Here is a 24,663-nt window from a genome sequence, read left to right as displayed (position 1 = left end):
CTTAGTATGTTAAGATTTTTACAGCTTGGTTGTCTTTTACAGATCGTGCTCCTTCTACGATGATCTTATCGCCTACTTCTATACCAGAAAGTACTTCAATGCGATCCCCTTGAGATTTACCTGTAGTTATGATTTTTTGCTGCGCTATCATTTCGTCCGCTTTCGCGAAAGCGATATATACATATTGCTCACCATCTGCATTTTCATTAATCACATTGAGAGGAATTAAGATTGCATTCTCTGCTGTATAATCATTGATAGAAAGTCGCGCAGTAAGGTTAGGTTTTACTTTACCATCTTTATTAGGAACATCTACCTCTATAGCAAAACTTCTATTTGATGGTTTAATGTAGTTACCCGTCTGGCGTACAGTAGCATCAATACTCTCTCCTAGCACTGGAAACTCTACTTTTACCGTTTTACCAGCCGTAACTGTAGGTAAGTAGCTCTCAGGAATCTCTGCAGCTACATACATATTATCAAGATTTACGATTCTAAAAATAGCTACTCCTGGAGCAACTACGGTACCCTGGTCTGTAATTACCTCATCTATCACACCAGAAAAAGGTGCAGTTACCGTAGTCTTACCTAGCTGACTTCTAATCTGATTCACCATATTTTGTGATGACTCATATTGTGTCTTTGCTTGCAAGTATTGAATCTCTGACCCTATCTTTTGATCCCATAAACGTTGTTGACGCTCAAAAGTAGTCTTTGCAAGTGCTGCCTGAGACTCTACTTGTGCTACTTGGCTCCCTAAACCTCCATCATCTATACGAGCTAGCAACTGCCCTTTTCTTACGCGCTGCCCTTCCTTTACAAGCACTCTTGAGAGTGTTCCTTGATACTCTGGATATATAAGTACGTTTTGCTTAGTTTCCACATTACCTTGTACTTCTATAAAGTGGTTGAATAAAGTATCCTTAACGGTCATTGTAGTAATAAGAACCTCTTTCTTGTCTCTAGGTGTTTTTTCTTCTAGCACTTTTTCAATTTGTGCCAGTTGCTCATTACTAGTAGTTATTTCTGCCTTAAGCGCTTCTTTCTTAGCCTGAAGCTCTTCTACTGTGCCAGATTCTATGAGTGTCTCTACAGATTTTCCGCTAGAGTCTCCTCCACAAGAAACGAGTGCGATACTTAAGATAGCAAGTGTGATATATTTTTTCATCATTATTTTATTTCTGATTGGTAGCTTATTAAAATCTCTTGTTGAGAGAACTAGTTATTGGTATAATTAGGCACATTAAGTATGGTCTCTAGATCTGCCTTAGTTGTAATTATTTGTAACATTGCTTGCAGTAACTCTTGTTGTACTTGGTAAAGTTGCGTTTGCGCTTGTCTCAAATCAAAACTTGTACTTAATCCTTCTCTAAATTTTATTTGATTCTTATTCTCAATACGCTCTGCTAGCGTGATATTCTTAAGAGATGTATTGTAGTTATCTATGGCAAGCTCATGATCACTTTTTGCCGATGCATATGCAAGTTTAATTTGCTGTGCTGTCTCCTCTTTTTGAGTTTTGGCTTGATCCAGTGCTATTGCAGCTTGTGCCGTTCTCGCATTACGCATGCCAGAACTAAAAATTGGAATATTAAGTTGGAAACCAGTAATAGATTGCGGGAACCACTTCTCATCACTATCAAAAAAGTTAAACTCGTTACGCCCTGCAAATGTTCCTACATTTATAAACGCTCCTAGTGTAGGTAGCGCTTTACTTTTCTCAAGTTTAAGCTCAAGCTCGCGTTGCTCATTAAGATTATTTACAATCTTATAATCTACGTTTTGCTCTAAGTTTACGGTATCATTAAGAAGTCCTAATGCTGGTAGTGCGAGCCCTTCTAGCGTTTGAGTGAATACCGTTTCTTCATTTACATCGATGCCTATTGCTAGATTGAACATTTGCTTAGCAATGGTTACCATACGCTGTGCATTTGCTCGCTGGTTCTTGAGTGACAAAAAGGTAATCTGTAGTTGCTCTACATCTTCCTCCTCTGCAAATCCATTTTCAAAAATGATTCTTGTCTCTCTCAAGTTGTCTTCTAGTGTCGCGATATTCTTGTCTAAAATTGCTACGCTCTCTTGAGCAAGAAGCACTCCTCCATATGCGTTTATGACACCCTTGCGCACTTCAAGTTGTGTCTTTTCATTGGCATTTTTAGAATAGTCTAGAAAAGTCTTGGCTGCTTGTAATCCTACAAGGTATGACCCATCAAAAATAAGCTGACTTAACGTTGCCGTTGCAGTCGCATTTTGTTGTGTTCCAAAAACTACAGGGATAAAAGTACCTGCATCACCTCCTACAAACTCGGCTGGGATAAGCTGTGTAGGCTGTTTTATCTGGTAATTATAATCTAGACTAGCGCTTACCTGTGGTAATCCGCTAGCAGTGGTTTCCCATTTTCTCTTAATTGCCTTTGCGATGTCTCGGCGGCTATTGATAGCTGTATAATTGCTATCTAGAGCAAAGGTTACAGCCTCTTCTACGGTAAAACTTCTAGTTTGTGCTACCGTGGCAACACTTACTAGTAATAATATCGCTATAGATAATCTCTGTATCATTAGTTGTGGTTAGATTTGATGAGTTTATTTAAAATTTTTCTTCCTTTAGGAGTTACAATACCACGTATGTGATACTCTAGATACATATCATATAGGTCTGACACGGGAAATGTAGATTTAGGAAAAATAGTCTCATCCTTAATACCTGTCATCCCTGTGAAGTAAATATTTACTACAAACTCTACACTTATATCACTTATAAAAAGTTCTTGTTCTATCCCTTTGAGCACGTTTCTAGTCACACAACTTTGCATGTAATCATACTGACTCTTTCTAAGCGTCTGGTGTATCTTAGGATAATATTTTTGAAGCTGATACATAGAAGAAGTACGCTCTCCATTAATGTGCTCAAGTACATATTTCTTAATGTCATATAATTCCTCAATAGGATTTAACTCACGCTCAAATATGGTATCTATCCCTCCGCATACATCTGTAAACATCTGCATCGCACTTGCAGAGACTATTGCTTCTTTATTTGAATAGTAGCTGTACACTGTTTTCTTAGACATACCCATTTCTTTGGCTATATCATCCATTGTGATGCTCTTAAATCCCTGACTTAAAAACAATTCGGTGGCAGTGTGTAATAATTGGTCTTTCATATTTCGAGTGCAAAAATACGCAGGAAACTTTTAAAGTTTTTATAGTTTCCAACTATTTTAAACAAATTTTAACAGTTGTAGGGGTTTACGGTACGCTTTCGCGAAAGCGTAATAGGGCATAATCATCTCTTATCACTTATTTTTACAAAAAAAATTGCAATTCATGCGCAGCATTCCAGAATACACAGAGGTATTTATTGATTATTTAAATAAACACACCCTAGAGAAAGAGCCGAAAAATTTATACGACCCTATAAATTATATACTTGGTTTAGGAGGTAAGAGACTGCGCCCTGTACTTACACTTATGGCTTGTGAATTGTTTGAAAAAGATCATGCTATCGCACTTGATGCTGCACTGGCTATAGAGATTTTTCATAACTTTTCTTTAGTGCATGATGACATCATGGATGATGCTCCATTGCGTCGTGGTAAGGAAACTGTACATGAAAAATGGGATATAAACACAGGTATACTTTCTGGAGATGCAATGCTTATAAGAGCTTACCAGTTATTTGAAAATTATGAAGGAGATACGTTTAAGGAGCTAGCAAAGCTCTTTTCTAAAACGGCAATTGAAGTTTGTGAAGGACAGCAGTATGATGTAGATTTTGAAACTCGTGACGATGTTACCATCCCTGAGTATATGAAAATGATTGAGTATAAAACAGCTGTACTCGTGGGCGCTGCTCTTAAAATGGGAGCTATAGTTGCTGGCGCTTCAAAAACTTGTCAAGAAGCAATTTATAATTATGGTCGTGATTTAGGTCTCGCATTCCAATTACAAGATGATTATCTAGACGCTTTTGGTGATCCAGAGAGTTTTGGGAAGCAAGTAGGCGGTGATATTATAGAAAACAAAAAGACTTTCTTATATCTTACTGCGCTTATAAACTCAGATAAAGATGATGCACAACAACTAGAGCATTTCTTCTCTATCTCACCAGCAGATCCTGCGGAGAAAATAGAAACAGTTAAGCAACAGTTTTTAGACTCTGGTGCAGCAAAAGCTACCGAGCAAGAAATTGCCAAATACACGCAGAAAGCATTTACCGCACTAGATAACGTTGATATCTCTGAAGATAAAAAAGAGGTGCTACGCCTTTTTGGAGAGAGTTTAATGAAGCGTACTTATTAAGAATACGTAGCGCTATTGCAATGCATTAATAGCCCTTACTCTCAAACTTAAACCCACGCTATCTTTAACTGGGAGCAAGGTAATCTTAAGTTGATCTCTTTCTAGTCCCTGACTTATAAGATACTCTCCTACTTCACTAGCTCTTGCCTTGGCAAGGCAAGCATCTGTGGTGTCACTGGCGCTTGAAGAATAATAACTTTCAACTTCTAGTGAGAGCTTACGCTCAAGTAATACACGCACTCGTTTATTAATGTAATGCTTATCATAGTTAGATAATCTAGGCTCCATGCTATCACTAAGAATATCTAAAGTTTGATACTCTTTCCACTCGCAGAGTACCGCTTTCCATAATTTATCTTCACCTCCACTGTCACGTGAAAGGTAGCAAACCCCTGGTTTTGGGTTAGGAGGACCCAGTGCTACACTTGATGTTACGCCTTCTTGCCCCATCAAAAGCGTGGTACAAAAGCAGAGTAAAAAACTAATTATCAATCTCATAACATAAAAGTACACTTTTATAAGACTCTCAAAATTTCCTTAACATTCATTTGTGGCATTTCAATTGCATTATCTTTACTGTAAATCAATCTATTGTGAGATATTATACTTTTCTATTATTAGTAGCATGTTCTATAAGCTCTTGTGCTCAAGTAACCTTTACTCCACAAAGCGTCGCAATAGACGATTCTCTTAATATTGCTGTTATTCACATACCTAAAGGGACCACAATAAAAGACGGCGATTTCCAGATTAACGGACTATCATACACTCTTAATCTTTCAAGTAAGGACTCTGTTTATACTGCCTTTCACTTACTTAAGCATGGCGCAACTACTTATAAAACTTATTTCACTTCATATCCACTCATACAGATAGATGCTCCACAGGGGATTGTAAATGAGCCTAAACGTATGGCAACAATCTCTTATGCAGATAAAGACACACAGTTTACAAGTCACGCAGGGATAGAACTGAGAGGAAGTAGCTCTCTCGTGTTTCCAAAAAAGACGTACGACCTCAACTTTTATAAAGATAGCCTAGGCTTTGAAAATCAAGATTATGAGCTTGCAGGTATGCGCAGTGATGACGACTGGATTCTAGATGGGCTTTATAATGAGCCACTGAGAATGCGTTCTTATCTATCTCTCAATTTATGGAATGACATCTATACACCACATTATCTAGATAAAGAACCAACAGCCAAAGCTGGCGCAACAGCCGCCTATTCCGAGGTTTTTGTAAACGGAAGGTATCAAGGGATTTTCTTACTGCAAGAACAAGTAGATCGCAAACTCGTACAAGTAAAAAAGAATCGTGGTGACACGGTGCGTGGTGAGATTTTTCAAGGGGCGCGCTACCTAGGCGCTAGCTCTTTTGACTCCATACCTCCTAAAAAGAATTTCTTAGCAAGCTGGGGCGGTTATGATATTAAATACCCTTCTGACACTAATGCTCCTTGGGATAATGTGTACCCGTTTACAGACTTTGTCGTAAATAGTGATGATGACGCTTTCGCGAAAGGAATTTCAGAACAATTTGTAATCAATAATGCCATTGATTATTTCCTATACATCAACGCTGTGCGCGCGCCAGATAATTTAGGTAAGAATTTATATCTCATACGTTACGACGCAGGAGAACCTTACTTCTATGCCCCATGGGACCTAGATGGAAGCTTCGGGACTATTTTTAGTGGCAAACGAATAAAAACCACCGACGATTTTCTCACAAACGGTCTCGTGAGAAGACTTATCAAAACAAATGCAGATGATTTTAACGCGCGTTTTAAAGCACGATGGGCAACACTGCGCACTAAAGTATTGAGTGAGGAAGAACTACTCACTAGACAACGAAATGTATATGAAAAACTCTCATCTAATCTAGTTTTTGAAAGAGAACAGCTGGTATGGAAAGATTTTATATCTGACCGGGAAGGACTAGGCTATATGCAGAAATGGACTAAGGAAAGACTCGCGTTTCTAGACGATTATATTTCTAAACTCTAAATTACTCGTTTGCAAATTGGTTGATAATTGATAAGAAATCCGCTCTATTTTTTACAAAATCTAACTCTGAAATATCAATAATCTTAACATTGAGATTATGCTGAGTCTTTATAAAATCAAGGTACCCTTGGTTTATTTTTTCTAAGTATGTAGGATCAATACTCTTCTCATAACTACGACCACGCTTCTTTATATTCTTAAGTAAACGCTCTGTATTTTGATAAAGGTAAACGTATAAGTCTGGCTGCGGCATATCTTTATACATCATCTCGTGGAGACGCTTGTACAGCAAAAACTCCTCCTCTTGTAAGGTTACCTGTGCAAATATGAGCGATTTGTAACGATCATAATCTGCGCACATAAAATCCTTAAAAAGATCATATTGTCCTAAATCATCTAATAGCTGCTGGTACCTATCTGCCAGAAAAGACATTTCTAACGGAAAGGCAAATCTATCTGGGTCTTTGTAAAACTTAGGCAAGAAAGGATTGTCTTTAAAACGCTCAAGAATAAGCTTTGCATTAAACTCATCTGAGATCATCGTGGCGAGGCTTGTTTTTCCTGCTCCTATATTTCCTTCTATGGTGATATAGTTGTAACCACCTAAATCAATACTGTCTTGTGGTTTCTTAAGCCATTTAGCCTGTTTTGTAAGAATACTATCATCGTTACAAGCTTCTAATAACTCTAAGTAAGTGACTGGATTTTCAGGTGTAGATAATGCCTCACAAACCTCATCACCTGCGATATCTGCAAGTGGCTGTAGTACAAACAACCGCTCTTTCATATGCTTATGAGGAACCGTGAGTTGCTCTGACTGCTTTACAACATCGTCATAAAGCAATATGTCTATATCTATTATTCTTGATTGATAAGCTGTTCCTTCCTTTTCCTTACGACCTAGTAATTGCTCTATAGCCTGTGTCGTGTCTAAGAGTTTTTTAATAGGTAATGATGTTTCCATCCTCACCACACAGTTGTGAAAATCTGGCCCATCAAAACCCCAAGCAGGACTTTGATACACAGGAGAAATTTTCACAACCCTACCTACACGCTCAAAAAGCAATTGTATCGCTTTATCGAGTGCTTCATAAGTGTTTCCTTGATTACTGCCTAATGATAAGAATGTGGTATGCAAAGATCTAGCTGTTGAATTACGAGAATAACATTTCACAACAAATTAAGGAAATCAAAATCACAATGCGCTAATTTTGAAATCGAAGTTATTAAGAAAATGCAACTACCCTCTAAGGATTTAAATACAAAGGATTTACAACTTGCATATCGCATTTATGTGATTTTAGGCGCTCTTTTTATCTGCGCACTAGTTGTATCTAATCTAATTTTTCAAAAGTTCTTTTCATGGGACTTTTTTGGAATCTATACTTTTGAGATTTCGGTAGGGATACTTCCCTACCCTATCACCTTTCTTATTACAGATATTGTAAGCGAGATTTACGGCAGAAAAAAAGCAAACCAGATGGTCACTGCTGGCATTTTTGCCTCTCTATTTTCACTACTCATCGTTTATATAGGTAACGCTGTACCCGCTACGAGCTGGTCTCCTGTAGATGACACACTATTTACTAAGGTTTTTGGAGTTACTGCGCTGGCAGTTTTTGCGAGTATGATAGCCTATTTACTAGCACAATACGTAGATATTCACATCTATCACTTTTGGAAACGTATAACTAAGGGCAAACACCTTTGGCTCAGAAATAATTTTTCGACATTCTTATCTCAGTTTATAGATACATTCTCGGTCCTTTCTTTACTCTGTATCTTTGGACTCATTGAGTGGCAATTGTTTGGAGGTCTTCTCTTAGGAGGTTTTCTATTTAAAGTGATTATTGCCGCTTTAGACACCCCATTGCTATACCTAGGTGTAGGACTATTTAGAAAGAAATTTAAACTAGAGGAAGGTGAAGAATTAAAGCTACCTATTTAGGCGGTTGTTTATAAGAATTACAGATATGCTTTCGCGAAAGCGTACTAAAAAGAAAGTAGTACAATAAAAAAGGGATGAAAATCTTGCTCGAAAGAGCCAACAAATATTATGAAAAAAGCACTCAAAATTACAGGTATTATACTTCTCGTTGTTGTGATACTGCTTGCAGCGTCACCATTCCTTTTTAGAGGAAAACTAGAAGACCTACTCAAGAAAACCATCAATAATAATCTAAACGCTCAAGTAGAATGGTCTTCTCTAGATCTAAGCCTTTTTAGGAGTTTTCCTGATGCTACGGTTATAGTAAACGACTTTACGGTAATTAATAATGCACCATTTGCTGGTGACACACTTGCGAGTGGTAAAGAAATACGCATTGAGATGGGCGTTACCCAACTCTTTAAAAACACAGCAGATGAGCCTATTGCAATAGACGCTTTATCACTTCTGGAAGCAAACGTACAGGTACAAGTAGATTCTTTAGGCAATGCAAATTATGACATTGTAAAAGAGACAGCAACTACAGATACCGCTAGTGAAGAGAGCTCAGAACCTTTTGTTTTTAACTTACAAGAGTACAGCCTCGTAGACTCAAAAATAATTTATGACGACCGCTCTACACAAACCCACCTTGAACTTACAGAGGTAAACCATACGGGTTCTGGAGATTTTTCGGCTATTGAGAGTGTGCTAGATACAAAGACACACGCTGTAGTATCTTTTGATTATGGTGGCACACATTACTTGGACGGGCACGACCTAGACCTCGAGGCTGTAATCCAAATGGAGCTTGAAAAACAGAAGTATACTTTTAAGGAAAACTTAGCCAAAATAAACGAACTCCCACTAGAGTTTAATGGTTTTATAGAGCTTCTAGAAGATGGCAATCTTATGGACTTATCGTTCAAAACGCCTTCATCAGATTTTAAAAACTTTCTAGCCCTAATCCCTAAAGAATACAGAGCAAATCTTGATGGGGTGGAAACGAGTGGCGATTTTCGCGTAAGCGGAATTATAAAAGGGAAAACAACGGAGACTAACATCCCAAATCTGGATATTGAGATTGTGTCTAACAATGCTTCTTTTAAGTATCCAGACCTACCTAAAAGAATGAACAACATCAATATAGATGTAAAGATTAAAAACGATACAGGCATCACAGAACTTACTTATATTGAGATAAACGATTTACGTTTTAAGATTGACCAAGACACCTTTACCGCAAAGGGAACGCTCAAAAACTTGATGGGTAACATGCTTGTAAATCTAGACTTAGATGGTGCGCTAGATTTAGGAAATATAGACAAAGTCTACCCACTTAATCTAGACCAGCCGCTACAAGGTAGACTTGTTGCAGATATTGTGACGAGTTTTGATATGAACTCTGTTGAGAAACAGCTGTATCAAAATATAAAAAGCTCTGGTAACGCTACGCTTAGTAACTTCACTTACAGCACTCCAGAACTACCTAATCCCATTGCTATACAAAATGCAGCTGTAAGTTTTAAAACAGGCAATATCACGCTTAGCTCATTTGCTGCTACAAGTGGGACTTCAGATATAAATGCAACGGGATCTATAGAAAACCTCATCCCGTTTGTAATGTCTAAGGAAGATTTAAAAGGGCGTTTTGACGTGACCTCAAAGGTGTTCAACCTTGATGATTTTGCAACTAGCACAGCAACTACATCTGGCACTAATCAGTCTAGCACGAGCTCAAGCGATACAGCTATACAAATTCCAGATTTTCTAGATGCCTCTGTAAACTTTAATGCCGCAAAGGTAATTTATGATGGGCTAGAACTTAGTAACACAAAGGGTAGTGTGACCATTGCAAATGAGCAGGCATCATTGAGTAATCTTAACTCTGGCATCTTTGGTGGTGCGGCAGGACTCTCTGGATCTGTCACCACACGTAATGGCACTCCTACTTTTAATATGATTGTAGATTTGAGTAGTATAGACATAGACCGCTCTTTTAAGGAGCTCGAGATGCTGCAAGGACTCGCTCCTATTGCAAAAGCTCTACAAGGCGCTCTCAATACAAAAATACAATTGCAAGGACAGCTAGATGACAACTTCAGCCCTATCCTTAGTACCATTACTGGAGATGCCTTTGCAGAGATTTTGACCGCAGATGTAGATGCAGATAAAATGCCGCTTCTTAATCTCCTATCGCAAAAACTTGATTTTATAAACCTTGATGACCTTAAACTAGACAAGCTCAAAACGAGCCTTACGTTTAATGATGGTCAGGTGGTTGTAAAGCCATTTGATTTTAATGTGAAAGGAATCAATGTGCAGGTAAGCGGTGGACATAGCTTTACAAACGAGATGAATTACACCCTCAACCTCGATCTTCCTGCAAAATACCTAGGCGGAGACGTGAGCGGATTACTCTCAAAACTTACAGATGCCGAAAAAGAGAATATCCATATAGACGTACCTGTTTCCCTTTCGGGAAATTTTACTGCGCCTAAAGTAGACCTTAATCTAAAAGCAGCTACTACTGCACTTACTAACCAGATTATAGAGATCCAGAAGCAACGCGCAAAAGACAAAGTAGAAGATAAACTTACAGATGTGTTAGGAGGTCTATTAGGTGGAAACAAAACAACACCAAATACCACTACAACAGATAGTACAACTACTGACACACAGACTCCTCAAAACACCACCATAACCCCAAAAGCCGAAGATGCCATTAAAGATGTCGCAACGGGAATATTAGGTGGTCTCTTTGGGAAAAAGAAAACAACAAAAGAAACGGTGAAGGATACGGTTAATTAAATATTGTTAGGCATCCTTTCCAAATCTACTTTCAAGACTGTTATAAGGCTTATCATTTTCTGAAAGATAAACCTTCTCTTGTCCTAAAATATCATTGTTTATTTCCTCTGGCTCAACATAATTGGGCCCTCTATTTACAAAAGTTTCTTTTACACGTTTTGATATTACAAAATATGGAATCCAAATAGTGCACCTAAAAAGAGCCTTCATGATGTCCTTTAAAAACTCTTGATTTTCTTCTGCAGAGTATAGATCTGGAGCAAGTAAATTTGCCGCAACAGTATCTAGTATTAATAAAATAAGCATAGAAGCGTAAAGTATAATCATAAGTTTGGGCACTACCGTTCTTTTCTTAAAGAACAAAATGATTAGGACAATACTATATATTACAAGTGCAACATTAATAATCATCTCTAAAGCGATTACTAAAACCATGGGCTTTCCGCTAAGTCCCTCCGTATTCCATAAGGCAGACCATGTATAAGCATCATAATAGCCCTCTTCAGACAGTATCTGTACAATAATTCCAATAGGCGTGAATACTAGACCTATTGCTAGTAGTATAAGCCAGCCTCCTATACTCTTTCCTTCTTTATAATTCCCTTTAGCTGGAATATCATATTCATAATAAAGTCTGTAAGCACCATAACTCGCAAAAATAATAGTGAGTAAAACCAAGAAAATAGAAATCCAACTCAATCCAGAATTTTCAATAGCAGATGCTTCTTCAAAGTCGTATGTAATGAAGTAAGAAAGATCATCTTGAACCTCATCATGGTCAGCTATATATTTACGTACATCAACTGCATCTACAAAGTCTTTTTTTCTTGAATACTTGTGTGAAACCAATAACTTAGTTCCAAAGTTACTTGCCTCTTGTTCATATGTAAAATACGAGCTTTCAATCGTATTTTTATAATCTTCAAACTCCCACTCCTCAGGTAAATTAACAGTAATGTCAAAATCGATATCTAAGGGGTAATTTATAGCATAAGGGGCTGCACGCTCAGGGGAAGTTGTAGGATTAACATAGCTTTCTAGAAGTAGAGGATAAGTCTCTATATAAATTAGACTTTCATTTTCTGAAGAAGTGGCCCATATAGAATCTATATCATAAGATTCTCTTACGATAAACTCATTACGCGTTTCTCTTAAATCCTCTGTCTCTATATCATCTCCTTTTCTAATATTAGGGTAGAGCGCACTATAAAAACGTAAATAATCCTTTTGGATTGAGGCATTACTACGCTGCTCAAAGTCTGCTCTAACCCTATCTGCTTGACTTCCCTTATATGTTGTCACAACAGATAACTCACCTCCTCCATTAATAGCTTTGACATCGTAAAATTCACTTATTGAGATTGCACTTTCTCCTACAAATTCAATTGTTGTGAGTTTTTGTTCTCCTGACTTTAAAACTAAACCCTTTTCATAGTTTGGAAAATATTTACCATTAATTCCAGAGCCTTGATTAGAAATAGTAGGATCTATATACAATTGTTTCCCGTCAAGTTCGTAAGTAACTACACAATGATTGAACAGGTTAGGAGTAGGAAGTTTATCATCAAGACCTTTACCATTAGAGCTATGCACAAGCATGGGATATGCTTCAATGCCATTAGCCTGTAAGAGTTCGCTCAATAGAAAAGATTTCCCTTTACAATCCCCATAGCGTTGATCTAATACTTTTAGAGGTGATTCTGGTCGATGTGAATTCATACCATCTTCAAAACCAAAATATCTCACCTCATCCTGCACAAAATCTATAAGACTCTTCGCTATATCTTCTTTTGATAGAACAATATCTTTTGTCTTAGATTTAATATGTTGATCTGAGAGTTGTTTTAGTTTTTTCTTGTCAGGTGTACTTAATGTATAAAGTTCTTTATATTGATTGACAACAGCTTCCCAAGAAGGGTAATTCCCAAACTGTACAAATCCATAATCATCATACCAAACTGGAGTGTTCGGGTCATAAAATTTAGGTGTTACATTTTCTAAACTCCATTCATAGGCTTTCGTTTTTTCGACAATATTGATTGTAGCCTCTGGAGCGTCATTAAAATATTTAAACTCAAAAGAATTATCATTAGGTACGTTCACTATATAATGTAACTTACCTACAGGTACCGCATATTGAAAATAGAAATTATTACTATATCCGCCGTCATAAACTGGATTCGCCCCCACAATCGTGTATGCATAATCAATAATATCTCCCTTACGAACATCTGTAAGATTAATAAGACTCGTTAGTCTGCCGTCATATAAGTTTTTTTCTAAGTTTGATTCTCGCTGTATAGTCTCAATATCTCTCAAATTAAGCTTAGAAATACGCTCACCATCGCGTATCAAATCTATTTTATGAAAAATAAGCTTCTCGTAAGATGGATCGAATTCAAAAGTTAAATTTGACATCTCCCCAATACCTTCTCCATTGATGATTTTAACGACAGAGTTACTATATCTTGACTTTTGCTGAGTGTTGATTTGCTTATCATATAAAAGATAATAGTAACCGCTCTCTGCTTCTTCATTTTTTATAGATTCTTGATAAGAAACTTCAATTACCCAAGAGGGAACACTTTTAATGCTGGGATTTTGAGAAGAAAGTATTGTAGAAAATAAAACAAGTAATAATCGTAGAAAATGCTGCAAGATATGGATGATTGATTTGTGGGTAAAAGACTACAATATAGTCGGTTCCATTCAAAATGACAATATATTAAGGTTCATTTTTTTCCTATATCATACTGGATAATGCTCCTACCCCTCATCATCCACCTTAATCTCGTTGAGTTCTTCGTTTTTATACTTGGCATAGTCAAAGCCACTTTGCCACCATATTTTCATCTTTTCTTTGTTAAAAATCAATGAATTTGTGGTGAGTACTGTAGGCGTATAATAGAAGTTAATTATTGCCTCTTTTTGATTGGCAGCATATTTACCTATGGTGATATTTTGCTTTTCTATACGATCCATCATGAAACCATGCAGATTACTCAGTAATGAAAATACATTTGTAGAAGGGAGGTTATTGTAATAAGTAACTTCTGTTTCTAGAATGATTACATCAACCTCTGTTGCGCCGCGTTCTACAGCCTCCTTAATGGGCACTAGCGCGCCAAAACCTCCATCTGCATACTCGCACCCATTTTTGGTCGCAAGACTCATAAAAGGGATATAATTACACGACATCCACACCCAGTCGCAAAAATCTTCATAGGTTTCTACGTTACTAGATTTATACTCTGTTTTATGTAAAGATAGATTTGAAACAGTGACTAGCACTTCCTTACCACTAGCCTGTAGCTGCGCATAATCCTCACGAGTAAAAGTACGCTCTATGAGTTTGCGCAGTTTTTTGCTCTCTCCAAAGGTTTTAGATCCTTTTAAGAAATTACGCAATACACTCCAGTGATCAATAGCGATGGTTTGCTCTCCCCATTTATCTTTTTTGATTACAAATGGACACACATTAAAAATTGCATTCTGATTAACAGAAGTATACACATCCTTTATCTTTTCAATATTTTGAAGTGCAAGATGAGGCACTAGCAAACTGCCTGTAGAGGTTCCCACCAGCATATCATAATCCTTACCCATTTCTTGCATAAGGTATTGGGCTACGCCTCCGCCAAAAGCGCCTTTACTTCCTCCTCCTGAAATGACTAATGCTCGCATTGTGGGTTCTCTTTGAGCTTAGAAAAATAAGGTTTTTAATTAAGAAATGAGTGTTTTGTTGAGGTACGCTTTCGCGAAAGCGTTAAAAGAAAAATACCCCACCATCATTTGTTTCCCCCTTTTTACCTAGCGTGTTGAATTTCCAACTAAGACTGAGCATAAAATATTGCTCTAGTACAGTGCTCTGTACATCTTGTATAAAGTTTGCATTTGCAGTACGCCTTGCGTTTGTATTTTGATCTAGTACATCATACACTTTTAAGGTTGCGGTAGCGCGATCTTTTGCAAATGAATAAGCAAGTGTCGAGTTCCAAAAAACTGCACTTCGCTGAAAATCTGATGCAATGTTAGGGTTATAATTATAGTTAATATCGTTACGCCACTCCCAATTTTTAGGCACAAACAGCGCTGTGCTTAGTGAAACATTATGAGAAATAAAATCCTGATCTTCAAAAGCATCTAGACCAAATTGAGTTTTTGAGATAGAGATATTATAACTAGGTTTAACTTCAAACAGATTTTTCCAAGTATATGTGAAATTTACACGCGGCGTTAGAGATCTCGTTTTACTAGCGTATTGCACTTCGTTGTTAAAATTTACATTACGCCCAAAGTTTGTATAAATACCTCCTCCATATTTTATACTACGCAAGGAATCTATTTTTACATTTTTATTATAACCTCCTCCTGCTCCTACGCTATAATTCCCATTTACATTTACATAGGTAGTGCGACTTACTAGATTGTCATCTATGCTAGTTTTACGGACAATAGCATCGTTTGTAAATCTTCCATTTCCATTAACATACCATCCGCCTCCTTTTTGAAAGTCATAATTATTAAATCCTCCGTAAAAATTATAATCATTTGCTGGAGCTAGGTTAGGATTACCCTCTACAATATTAAGTGGATCTGACACATCCACAAAAGGATTAAGTTGCGTGACTTCTGGAGGTCTATTGCTCTTACCTAAACTTGCATACATAGATGCTTTAGGGCTAAACCTGTAATTCACATACGTATCAAGTTCTAGTGCTTCAAAATTTTGCTTGATGTCTAATTCTGGGCGCAAGTTGTCGTTATTCTCTAGGGTGCGAAATACGTATCCTGCACTCACGTTCACATTGAGTTTCTCTCCATCAAGATTAAGTCCCAGTTTGGGAGTTGTGCGTGAATTGCGACCTTCAAAGTCTGTACTTAGTTCTTGATTGAGGATGCTATACTGCTGTGTTACCTCATCAAAGTCAAAGGTGCTTCGCTTGCGCTTCCTAGTGTCGCTACGGTGACCAAAATCTACATCAAGAAATAACTTTTTAGAAACTAAAGGAACTCTGTAAGTTAAGTTGAGGTTATAACCGTCAAGTTTAGTTTCTCCATCTGTAAACTGATTACGATTAATTTCTGATGGGTTATCGCCAAATATCTCTGTGTTTGACACTATAAAGTCTTCACTCTCTTGTCTATTGATTTCGTTTTGTACACGTGCCCTCACATATGCTCCTTTGTCTCCCCATTTCTTGGTGACACTTAAGGTGTTTTCAAAATTCTTCCCCTCGTCTGTTACTAAGTTGTTTGTTGCCGACTCATTGATTCTCTCACCGTCTTCATTAAGTGACTCCTCTGTACGGCGGAAGCGTGTCTCACTATTTGCAAAAGAGAACTTTGGTTTTATATTAATGAGTAGTGTAGAATCCTTTTTAATATTAATAGTGGTATTAATACTATGGTTATCTGAATTTGAGTCATTACGAGAATCGCTGTTTGTAAAGAATCTTCTATCTGGAAGAATATTCTCTCGCTCTACACGTGTCTCATCAAAAGAGTTTGCAGCCGAGTAGAAATAATCCATATTGGCATCAAATCCTTTTGCATACTCATCTGTGTAATTTGCTCCTACACTACGACTATTTACAATTCCTTGTCCGCCACCAAAGCTTCTGCCGTCAATACCAAAGCTTCCGTTGCCGTTAAAGTAGACGCTTCTTCCTCCTCCAAACATTTTTCTTATCTCTCCAAAACTAAACCCAGCCGAGTTGATATTGTTACCACCAGCAAGCACACTGATGCGTCGCTCGTTATCAAAGGCATTTACAATACCTGCATATTCAAAACGATTATCTGTCCCGCCACCAGCAGCCACCCTACCAAAGACTCCTTTATTCTTTTCTTCGGAGATGGTGAGGTTGATAGTCTTACTTTCTTGATCACCATCTTCGCCAGCAAAGGCTTCATCATCTGTCTTAGTATCTACTACTTGTATTTTCTCTACAATCTCTTTAGTAAGGTTGCGCGTAGCAATGGTAGGATCATCACCAAAAAATGGTTTACCATTAACTAGAATTTTATTTACTTCTTTACCATTTACTAATATCTTACCGCTCTCGTCTACCTCAACGCCAGGCAACTCTTTAAGCAAATCCTCTATATTTGCATCTTTCTTAGTTTTAAAAGAAGAAACATTAAACTCTAGCGTGTCTTTTTTTACGGTTACCGGAGCTCTACTTTTTACAACGACTTCGCCCAAGCTGTTTGTAGAAGGTGCTACCTCTATATCTCCAAGCGCTATATCACCAGTACTTAAATCTACATTTTTTGTGAAGTTCTCATAGCCCAAAAAGGAGATATTCACACGTGCATCTTTCTCTTGTGCGCGACCTTCGAGTTGAAAGAACCCATCTTGATTTGTAATGGTATAAGTAATGAGTGTGCTATCCTTAACAGTCTCTAAGAAAACTGTGGCAGCCTCTAAGGTTTGCTTTGAATCTTTGTCTTTAAGAGTTCCAGTAATTGTAAAGTTTTGCGCCTGCATAGCTACAGATAAGCATAACCCTATCGCAAGTAGTACTAGTTGATTAATTCGCATTATAAATGGTTGATTGATTGATGTCTATCAAATAAACAATGTTTACTTCCAAATGATATGCTGACAGTTAAAATTTAGTAAATATTTAACAAGTTATTCTTCTTAAAATCTCAACTCATAACAGATTATTAACTCATACTAGAAATAGAGAAGTGTAAGTTTGTGTAACTAACCCTTAAACCAATTATTATGAATAAAATCATCAAAGGACTTATTGCCGCATATGGCGCAAAAAAATTAGGTGGCGGTTGCATAAGCACCATCATCATCTTCTTTATTATTTTCTGGCTTCTAGGGTTACTAGGCTAATATTAGGGAGATTTATTACAGGCTGCAAATAGCCATTAGGAAACTATTATAAACAACAAAAGCTATCAGATGTCTGATAGCTTTTTGTATTATGTTTCGTTTTCACGAAAGTGTACTTTTAATTATTTTTTTCTAAAATAGATAGAAATAGGCACTCCTGAGAAGTCGTAAGCTGCACGAAGTTTATTTTCTAAGAATCTTCTATAACCTTCTTTAAGATACTGCGGCAAGTTACAGAACAACGCAAATTGTGGTTGTGGTGTAGGAAGTTGCATACAGTACTTAATCTTTACATATTTACCCTTAATTGCTGGTGGCGGGAATGCTTCTACTAGCGGCAAGAAGAACTCATTGAGTTCGCTTGTTTTGATACGCTTCGTTTTGCTTTCATATACTTTTACAGCAGTTTCAATTGCTTTGAAGATACGTTGTTTCTCCAGCACAGAGATAAATACAATAGGCACATCTGTAAAAGGCTCTATCTGTTCTCTAATGTGCTTTTCAAAATTCTTCATCGTGTTAGTCTCCTTTTCTACAAGGTCCCACTTATTTACAAGAATCACGATTCCTTTTCTGTTACGCTCTGCTAGCCAAAATATATTTTGAACTTGGCCATCAAAACCTCTTGTTGCGTCTACTACTAGTAAAATCACATCTGCGTGCTCAATAGCTCTTACAGATCTCATTACTGAGTAAAACTCAAGATCTTCTTTTACTTTTGCCTTACGTCGTATTCCTGCTGTATCTACAAGGTTAAACTCAAACCCAAAGCGATTGTACTTTGTATCCATTGAGTCACGAGTAGTACCAGCGATATCTGTTACAATATATCTGTCCTCACCTATCAGCGCGTTGATGAAAGACGATTTTCCTGCATTAGGACGACCTACTACAGCAAATCTTGGTAATTCATCTTTTTCTTCCTCCTCAACTTTTGGCGGAAGTGCTTCTACTACAGCATCAAGTAAATCTCCTGTTCCACTACCATTTGTTGCGGCAATAGTATAATAATCACCTAATCCTAGGTTATAAAACTCAACAGCATCTGCTGCTCTTTTATTATTATCTACTTTATTTACAGCAAGGAAAATAGGTTTTTTTGATCTACGAAGTAGTTTTGCAACCTCTTCATCCATCCCTGTCACACCATGCTCTACATCTACCATAAAGATAATAGCGTCAGACTCGTCTATCGCAAGTTCTACTTGCTTATCAATTTCGGCTTCAAAAACGTCATCACTTCCTACTACATATCCTCCTGTGTCAATAACGGTAAATTCGCGACCGTTCCAGTCTGTTTTTCCGTAATGACGATCACGCGTCACTCCACTTACGGCATCTACAATCGCCTCACGACGTTGCACTAGACGGTTAAAAAAAGTAGACTTCCCTACATTAGGGCGTCCTACGATAGCTACTATGGTACTCATTGTAAATTTTTTAGGTGTGCAAAGATAGCGTTAATCTACAGTCTTATGCATTTAAATGATTGTTCTCTTTAAACCAACATTTTGGGAGGTAAATTTCGTGAATCCTAAGGATATGATAAACTCTTGTCTATACATATGATTATAACGTAGCTTTGCCAACTGCTATGATCATTATCGCATATATACTTACCCTTTCTATAGGACTTATAGGAGCTATAATCGCCACGTTACCACCTAGCGCGACGAATCTTGCTGTTGTAAAATACACAAGTGACAAAAGCCTCACCAAAGGACTTCACCTAGCCTATGGAGCTGCGCTAGGAGAGGTGATAATAGCTGGACTTGCTCTTGCTTTTGGAGTTCTTGCAAAGCGAATATTTGAAAAACATGAGTGGATACAGATCACTTTTATAGTTATCATGATAGCTGTAGGGATCTATTTTCTCATAAAAAAAACAACAGAAAACGATAGTGAATCATCAAGCAGACCTAAGCGTTTTATTAATGGTCTCTTACTAGGAGGACTTAATATTCCGATGTTTATTTACTGGACTGCTATATTTTCTATAAGCTCAAGATATGTTGTTTTAGATAAAAATTCTCCATGGCTACTTATCCTATGCTTTTTAGTTGGAGTTTTTGCCGGTAAATTTGGACTGCTTTATTTGTATGGAAGAGCTAGCGAGTATATGACTTCAAATTTTTCAAAGTTTAAAGGAACGCTTAATAAAATTATAGGAGTAGTTCTTATAGTTGCTGGTGGTATACAAGCTATCAAACTCCTTATTACATAATATTTGAGTAATAATGAGTAAGCTTTTATAAAAGCGCACTACTAAGTGGTTATGATTCTTATAGCTTTACTCATTGGCACTATCGCTACCATTCTGGGAGCACTTCCTCCTGGCGCATCAAATCTAGCTGTAATTAAAACTTCCCTAAATGAATCACACCGTGAGTCTCTAAAAATAAGTTATGGTGCTGGACTAGGCGAGGTATTACTTGCCTTTATAGCATTTTCCTCTGGTATGGTTGTGCAAGATTTTTTTGAAATGAATCTTTGGGTACAATATTTAGTTGCTGCAGTTCTTGCAACTGTTGGGCTTTACTTTACACTTAACAAAAAACAAAATACCGAGTCCAAACGAAAAAAAACATCTAAGTACCTCCTAGGATTCACACTTAGTGTCATCAACCCGCCTGTACTTATCTATTGGATTTTAGTGTTTTCTCTAATAGGCAAGTGGTTATCAAGCGCTGCATCTATCTCTGCATTATGGCTTGGTTTATTCCTTAGTGGTGTATTTATTGGAAAGGTTGTGACACTCTATAGCTACAGTAGATTTGGCACTCATATTCAAAAAAAGAAATCTTCTTCAGGAAGTAACATTAATCGTTACATAGGTATAACCCTCATAATATTAGCCTGCATACAAGTTATCAAGCTGACTGTTATTTAAGAAAGTACTCCTAGACGTACCACATATCCTTCCCAACTGCGCACATTAAATACAGTGTCATCTTCAAAAATGAGATACTGCCCTTTAATTCCTTTTAATACACCTTCATAAGCAGGAGTTTTATCAAGATTTAGTGTTTTTAACTTTTCCGGATACCTATCTACTGGAAAATGAATATGAGTTTCTTCATTGCTAGGTATAAAATACTGTTGCGCTTCTTCTGGAATATACTTTTTAAGTTCATCGCGATATTCTGCTAGGCTTACATCTTCTATATCATTTTTGAGCATCTTGCGCCAGTTAGTCTTATCTGAGACATGCTCTTTAAGCGCTAGTTCTGTTATACCAGCCAGGTATCTATTAGGCACTTCAACAATTTCTACTGCTTCATGAGCACCTTGATCTATCCACCTTGTAGGCACTTGTGTCTTACGAGTTACTCCAACTTTTACATTGCTTGAGTTTGCTAGGTAAACAATATGCGGCTGTAATTGTACCTTCTTCTCATACTCTAGATCCCTCTCTTCTTCACCTAGATGCGCTTTAGAAAGCTCAGGTTTCATAATCCAATCGGCAGCTTGTGGAACTTTATAAAAATCATCATAGCAATACCCCTGACGGAAAATCTTTTTATTTTCTCCACAAGCGAGGCATTCGTATCTTACAAATTCTATATGCAACCTTTTTCCTAAGAGTTGATTCATTTGTATGAAGTCACCATCCATTACTAAATAGTAATTTATAGGATCTGTGTGCTCCGTTTGCATTTTTCTAAGGACACCTTGGTATTGCATTTAAGAAAACTTTGATTACAAAATGTGGGGAAATAAGGTTAAATTAGCTTTCGCGAAAGCAATAACCTATCCCGTTATATACGTGTAAATATACCAACTTTATGGCTATCCCCTTAGTGCATTCCATTGCTTCTTGGTTCTTAAAAAAACGCATTCACCAGATGGAGCTTTTTATGAAGTACCCCTCTGAGGTTCAAGAAGAATTGCGCACTAAACTCATAGAGAAAGCAAAAGATACCGAGATAGGTAGAGCTTATGACTTTAAATCTATAAAATCATATCGTGAGTTTGCAGACCGCATTCCAGTGACTTCTTATGAGGAAAATCAAGAATATATAGAGCGTAGCCGTAAAGGTGAGACAAACATAATGTGGCCTACTCCTATAAAATGGTTTGCACAAAGTAGCGGTACAACAAATGCTCGTAGCAAGTACATTCCCGTAAGTCCAGAATCACTTGAAAAATGCCACTATGCAGCAAGTAAGGATTTATTGTGCATGTATCTCAATAATAACGAAGGCTCACAGCTATTTTCTGGCAAAGGACTAAGACTAGGCGGCAGCAAGCAGTTGTATCAAGATAATGGAACTGTTTATGGTGACTTATCGGCTATACTGATTGATAATATGCCTTTTTGGGCAGAATTCAGCAGTACGCCTACTAATGGCGTTTCACTTCTAAGTGATTGGGAAACCAAGATGCAAGCCATTGTAGACGAGACTATCCACCAAGATGTAACTAGCCTCTCTGGAGTTCCTTCTTGGATGCTAGTTTTATTAAATAATGTTCTTGAAACTACTGGCGCATCAAATTTACTTGAAGTCTGGCCTAACCTTGAGGTTTACTTTCATGGAGGCGTTAGTTTTGATCCTTACATGGAGCAATATCAAAAATTGATTCCGTCTAATTCTTTTAAGTATTACGAGATCTACAATGCCTCAGAAGGCTTTTTTGCCATACAAGGTCAGAACGACTCTAAGGAATTACTACTCATGCTCGATTATGGTATTTTCTATGAATTTATACCCATGACGACCTATGGAACTCCTGGGCAAAACGTAATACCGCTTACAGAGGTAGAAGTAGGAGTAAATTATGCGATTGTTATCACTACAAATGCTGGTTTATGGAGATATAAAATAGGTGACACCGTAAGATTTACAAGCACCAGCCCTTATAGAATTAAAGTTACAGGTAGAACAAAACATCACATCAACGTTTTTGGAGAAGAGCTTATCATTGAGAATGCAGAAGAAGCGCTTAAAAAAGCGACTAGAGAGACAGGCTCCGAAATAAAAGACTATACCGCCGCACCTATATTCATGGAAGGAAAGGAAAAAGGTGCTCACGAGTGGATTATAGAATTTAAGAATCCACCTCAGGATATCGCACTATTTAATCACAAACTGGATCTTGCACTTCAAGAAGTAAACAGTGATTATCAAGCAAAGCGTTTTAATAACACTACCTTAAACGCGCCCACGATTCATAGTGCTAGAGAAAATCTATTTTATGACTGGCTTAGAAAAAATAACAAGCTTGGTGGCCAGCACAAAGTACCTAGATTATCAAACAAAAGAGATTTTGTAGAAGCACTACTTGAGCTTGCATAGCATTGCAATCGGCATTTTTAAGTTGGTTTTCATATTAGAAAATACGACCGCTAAGCAAAATTAAATGTCTTTTACGCTTTCGCGAAAGCGTACTCACCACAATACATTCTCCTTTTAAAACCTAAAATGCTAACTCAAAACCATAAAAAAAGGCACTCATAAGGGTGCCTTTTTAATCTATTTATGTGACCTCATTATTATGAAGCTGCTTTCAATTTTTTGAGCGTAGATTTATTCAATTTACCCTCTGCGTACGTCTTAGTCACATTCAGCGATTTCTCGTCAGAACTAGGAAGGTCGAACATAGCATCTGTAAGGATGGCCTCACATAAACTACGCAATCCTCTTGCACCAAGTTTGTACTCAATAGCTTTACCTACCATATAATCCAAAGCTTCATCTGTAATGGTAAGCTCTATATCATCCATGCTAAAAAGCTTCTTATATTGCTTTATAATAGCATTTTTAGGCTCTGTAAGGATAGCTCTTAGCGTTCCAGCATCTAATGGGTCCATGTGTGTCAATACTGGCAGACGACCTATGATTTCTGGGATAAGACCGAAATCTTTAAGATCCTTAGGAATAATATATTTAAGCATATTATCTTTCTCTACTACATCTTCACTTTTACTAGCCACAAACCCCATTGCTTGCATATTTAAACGCTTAGAAATGTGACGCTCAATACCATCAAAAGCTCCTCCAGCGATAAATAAGATATTTTCTGTATCTACCTCGATAAACTTTTGATCTGGATGCTTACGTCCTCCCTTAGGCGGTACGTTTACTACGGTACCTTCTAATAGTTTTAATAACGCTTGTTGCACACCTTCTCCACTCACATCACGAGTAATAGATGGATTATCACTCTTACGAGCGATCTTATCTATCTCATCTATAAAAACGATTCCTCTCTGTGCTTTTTCAAGATTATAGTCGGCTGCTTGTAGAAGACGTGTCAAAATACTTTCAACATCCTCACCTACATAACCTGCTTCTGTAAGCACTGTAGCATCTACAATAGCAAGAGGCACATTAAGCATACGAGCAATTGTCTTTGCTATAAGTGTTTTACCAGTTCCTGTTTGTCCCACCATCACGATGTTACTCTTCTGGATCTCTATATCATCATCTGTCGCAGGCTGTAATAATCGCTTGTAGTGGTTGTATACCGCTACAGACATTACTCTTTTTGTAAATTCTTGACCTATAACGTACCCATCAAGAAACTCTTTAATCTCTTGTGGCTTTCTTAACTTAAGCTCTCCTTCAAGATCATTTGTAGCAACATCCTTAGACTCTTCTATCACAATACCATGTGCTTGCTCAATACATCTATCACAGATGTGCGCGTCAAGCCCAGCAATTAGTAAGCTAGTCTCTGGTTTTTTTCTACCACAAAATGAACATTCTAAATCTTCCTTTGCCATTTTATTTACTGTTTTGAGATATTATACGCTTTCG

General features: G+C 37.3%; 18 protein-coding genes. 7 read left to right on the top strand and 11 right to left on the bottom strand.

Features of this window, described 5'->3' with window-relative positions:
* Position 1 precedes the first annotated feature (1 nt).
* Genes ACJJVW_RS08905 through ACJJVW_RS08895 form a run of 3 tightly spaced genes read right to left on the bottom strand, consistent with a single transcriptional unit; the run spans position 2 to position 3,164 of the window.
* Positions 2-1,168 (bottom strand): efflux RND transporter periplasmic adaptor subunit, encoded by a 1,167-nt coding sequence (locus tag ACJJVW_RS08905; RefSeq protein WP_405253084.1) that lies wholly within the window; start codon positions 1,166-1,168, stop codon positions 2-4.
* A 50-nt stretch (positions 1,169-1,218) separates the two neighbouring features.
* On the bottom strand, positions 1,219-2,559 hold the full coding sequence (locus ACJJVW_RS08900; protein ID WP_405251377.1) for a TolC family protein: 1,341 nt from the start codon (positions 2,557-2,559) through the stop codon (positions 1,219-1,221).
* Entirely contained in the window at positions 2,559-3,164 is a 606-nt protein-coding gene (locus ACJJVW_RS08895) for a TetR/AcrR family transcriptional regulator (protein WP_298322424.1), read from the bottom strand. The genes ACJJVW_RS08900 and ACJJVW_RS08895 overlap by 1 nt, the downstream gene beginning before the upstream one ends.
* 163 nt (positions 3,165-3,327) lie before the next feature.
* On the opposite strand from ACJJVW_RS08895, the gene ACJJVW_RS08890 reads away from it, so the two are divergent.
* Positions 3,328-4,302, top strand: a complete 975-nt coding sequence (locus ACJJVW_RS08890) for a polyprenyl synthetase family protein (protein ID WP_013750301.1) — start codon at positions 3,328-3,330, stop codon at positions 4,300-4,302.
* 12 nt (positions 4,303-4,314) lie between these two features.
* On the opposite strand, the gene ACJJVW_RS08885 is transcribed toward ACJJVW_RS08890, so the two are convergent.
* On the bottom strand, positions 4,315-4,752 hold the full coding sequence (locus ACJJVW_RS08885; RefSeq protein ID WP_405251376.1) for a hypothetical protein: 438 nt from the start codon (positions 4,750-4,752) through the stop codon (positions 4,315-4,317).
* Between the two features lie 143 nt (positions 4,753-4,895).
* On the opposite strand from ACJJVW_RS08885, the gene ACJJVW_RS08880 reads away from it, so the two are divergent.
* Positions 4,896-6,308, top strand: coding sequence for a CotH kinase family protein (locus ACJJVW_RS08880; RefSeq protein ID WP_405251375.1), 1,413 nt, complete (start codon positions 4,896-4,898; stop codon positions 6,306-6,308).
* Between the two features lies 1 nt (position 6,309).
* Here the strand turns inward: ACJJVW_RS08880 and folK are convergent, their stop codons facing one another.
* The gene (gene folK, locus ACJJVW_RS08875; RefSeq protein WP_405251374.1) at positions 6,310-7,446 is read right to left on the bottom strand and encodes a 2-amino-4-hydroxy-6-hydroxymethyldihydropteridine diphosphokinase; all 1,137 of its coding nucleotides are present in this window, start codon (positions 7,444-7,446) and stop codon (positions 6,310-6,312) included.
* Between the two features lie 96 nt (positions 7,447-7,542).
* On the opposite strand from folK, the gene ACJJVW_RS08870 reads away from it, so the two are divergent.
* The gene (locus tag ACJJVW_RS08870; RefSeq protein ID WP_298322442.1) at positions 7,543-8,256 is read left to right on the top strand and encodes a queuosine precursor transporter; all 714 of its coding nucleotides are present in this window, start codon (positions 7,543-7,545) and stop codon (positions 8,254-8,256) included.
* A 108-nt stretch (positions 8,257-8,364) separates the two neighbouring features.
* A complete protein-coding gene (locus ACJJVW_RS08865; protein WP_298322445.1) occupies positions 8,365-11,046 on the top strand; it encodes an AsmA-like C-terminal region-containing protein in 2,682 nt (893 codons plus the stop codon).
* Between the two features lie 6 nt (positions 11,047-11,052).
* Here ACJJVW_RS08865 and ACJJVW_RS08860 read toward each other — a convergent pair whose 3' ends face one another.
* The 4 genes from ACJJVW_RS08860 to der form a co-directional block, all read right to left on the bottom strand.
* On the bottom strand, positions 11,053-13,704 hold the full coding sequence (locus ACJJVW_RS08860) for a DUF3857 domain-containing protein (protein WP_298322448.1): 2,652 nt from the start codon (positions 13,702-13,704) through the stop codon (positions 11,053-11,055).
* 108 nt (positions 13,705-13,812) lie between these two features.
* Entirely contained in the window at positions 13,813-14,730 is a 918-nt protein-coding gene (locus tag ACJJVW_RS08855) for a patatin family protein (RefSeq protein ID WP_298322451.1), read from the bottom strand.
* An 82-nt stretch (positions 14,731-14,812) separates the two neighbouring features.
* Positions 14,813-17,593, bottom strand: a complete 2,781-nt coding sequence (locus ACJJVW_RS08850) for an outer membrane beta-barrel protein (protein WP_405251373.1) — start codon at positions 17,591-17,593, stop codon at positions 14,813-14,815.
* A gap of 431 nt (positions 17,594-18,024) precedes the next feature.
* The gene (gene der, locus ACJJVW_RS08845) at positions 18,025-19,332 is read right to left on the bottom strand and encodes a ribosome biogenesis GTPase Der (protein WP_298322457.1); all 1,308 of its coding nucleotides are present in this window, start codon (positions 19,330-19,332) and stop codon (positions 18,025-18,027) included.
* A gap of 164 nt (positions 19,333-19,496) precedes the next feature.
* Between der and ACJJVW_RS08840 the strand changes: the two genes are divergently transcribed.
* Together ACJJVW_RS08840 and ACJJVW_RS08835 are read left to right on the top strand one after the other, a co-directional pair.
* The gene (locus tag ACJJVW_RS08840; protein WP_405251372.1) at positions 19,497-20,126 is read left to right on the top strand and encodes a LysE family transporter; all 630 of its coding nucleotides are present in this window, start codon (positions 19,497-19,499) and stop codon (positions 20,124-20,126) included.
* Between the two features lie 51 nt (positions 20,127-20,177).
* Entirely contained in the window at positions 20,178-20,792 is a 615-nt protein-coding gene (locus ACJJVW_RS08835; protein ID WP_405251370.1) for a LysE family translocator, read from the top strand.
* Here the strand turns inward: ACJJVW_RS08835 and ACJJVW_RS08830 are convergent.
* Positions 20,789-21,586, bottom strand: coding sequence for a DUF2797 domain-containing protein (locus tag ACJJVW_RS08830; RefSeq protein WP_405251369.1), 798 nt, complete (start codon positions 21,584-21,586; stop codon positions 20,789-20,791). The genes ACJJVW_RS08835 and ACJJVW_RS08830 overlap by 4 nt on opposite strands.
* 101 nt (positions 21,587-21,687) lie before the next feature.
* Between ACJJVW_RS08830 and ACJJVW_RS08825 the strand changes: the two genes are divergently transcribed.
* Positions 21,688-23,199: a GH3 auxin-responsive promoter family protein gene (locus ACJJVW_RS08825; RefSeq protein WP_405251368.1), complete on the top strand. Its 1,512-nt coding sequence runs from the start codon at positions 21,688-21,690 to the stop codon at positions 23,197-23,199.
* Positions 23,200-23,396: 197 nt separating this feature from the next.
* Here the strand turns inward: ACJJVW_RS08825 and clpX are convergent, their stop codons facing one another.
* Positions 23,397-24,629: an ATP-dependent Clp protease ATP-binding subunit ClpX gene (gene clpX, locus ACJJVW_RS08820; RefSeq protein WP_013750315.1), complete on the bottom strand. Its 1,233-nt coding sequence runs from the start codon at positions 24,627-24,629 to the stop codon at positions 23,397-23,399.
* Positions 24,630-24,663: the final 34 nt, after the last annotated feature.

The sequence above is a fragment of the Dokdonia sp. Asnod3-C12 genome, assembly GCF_045063975.1.
GTDB lineage: Bacteria > Bacteroidota > Bacteroidia > Flavobacteriales > Flavobacteriaceae > Dokdonia.
This window is presented reverse-complemented; position numbering and strand designations above follow the sequence as displayed.

Excerpts from the sequence above, each read along its gene's own strand:
- ACJJVW_RS08905 (WP_405253084.1), bottom strand. The coding sequence starts at position 1,168 with ATGAAAAAATATATCACACTTGCTATCTTAAGTATCGCACTCGTTTCT.
- ACJJVW_RS08900 (WP_405251377.1), bottom strand. The coding sequence starts at position 2,559 with ATGATACAGAGATTATCTATAGCGATATTATTACTAGTAAGTGTTGCC.
- ACJJVW_RS08895 (WP_298322424.1), bottom strand. The coding sequence starts at position 3,164 with ATGAAAGACCAATTATTACACACTGCCACCGAATTGTTTTTAAGTCAG.
- ACJJVW_RS08890 (WP_013750301.1), top strand. The coding sequence starts at position 3,328 with ATGCGCAGCATTCCAGAATACACAGAGGTATTTATTGATTATTTAAAT.
- ACJJVW_RS08885 (WP_405251376.1), bottom strand. The coding sequence starts at position 4,752 with ATGGGGCAAGAAGGCGTAACATCAAGTGTAGCACTGGGTCCTCCTAAC.
- ACJJVW_RS08870 (WP_298322442.1), top strand. The coding sequence starts at position 7,543 with ATGCAACTACCCTCTAAGGATTTAAATACAAAGGATTTACAACTTGCA.
- ACJJVW_RS08865 (WP_298322445.1), top strand. The coding sequence starts at position 8,365 with ATGAAAAAAGCACTCAAAATTACAGGTATTATACTTCTCGTTGTTGTG.
- ACJJVW_RS08855 (WP_298322451.1), bottom strand. The coding sequence starts at position 14,730 with ATGCGAGCATTAGTCATTTCAGGAGGAGGAAGTAAAGGCGCTTTTGGC.
- ACJJVW_RS08850 (WP_405251373.1), bottom strand. The coding sequence starts at position 17,593 with ATGCGAATTAATCAACTAGTACTACTTGCGATAGGGTTATGCTTATCT.
- der (WP_298322457.1), bottom strand. The coding sequence starts at position 19,332 with ATGAGTACCATAGTAGCTATCGTAGGACGCCCTAATGTAGGGAAGTCT.
- ACJJVW_RS08840 (WP_405251372.1), top strand. The coding sequence starts at position 19,497 with ATGATCATTATCGCATATATACTTACCCTTTCTATAGGACTTATAGGA.
- ACJJVW_RS08835 (WP_405251370.1), top strand. The coding sequence starts at position 20,178 with ATGATTCTTATAGCTTTACTCATTGGCACTATCGCTACCATTCTGGGA.
- ACJJVW_RS08830 (WP_405251369.1), bottom strand. The coding sequence starts at position 21,586 with ATGCAATACCAAGGTGTCCTTAGAAAAATGCAAACGGAGCACACAGAT.
- ACJJVW_RS08825 (WP_405251368.1), top strand. The coding sequence starts at position 21,688 with ATGGCTATCCCCTTAGTGCATTCCATTGCTTCTTGGTTCTTAAAAAAA.
- clpX (WP_013750315.1), bottom strand. The coding sequence starts at position 24,629 with ATGGCAAAGGAAGATTTAGAATGTTCATTTTGTGGTAGAAAAAAACCA.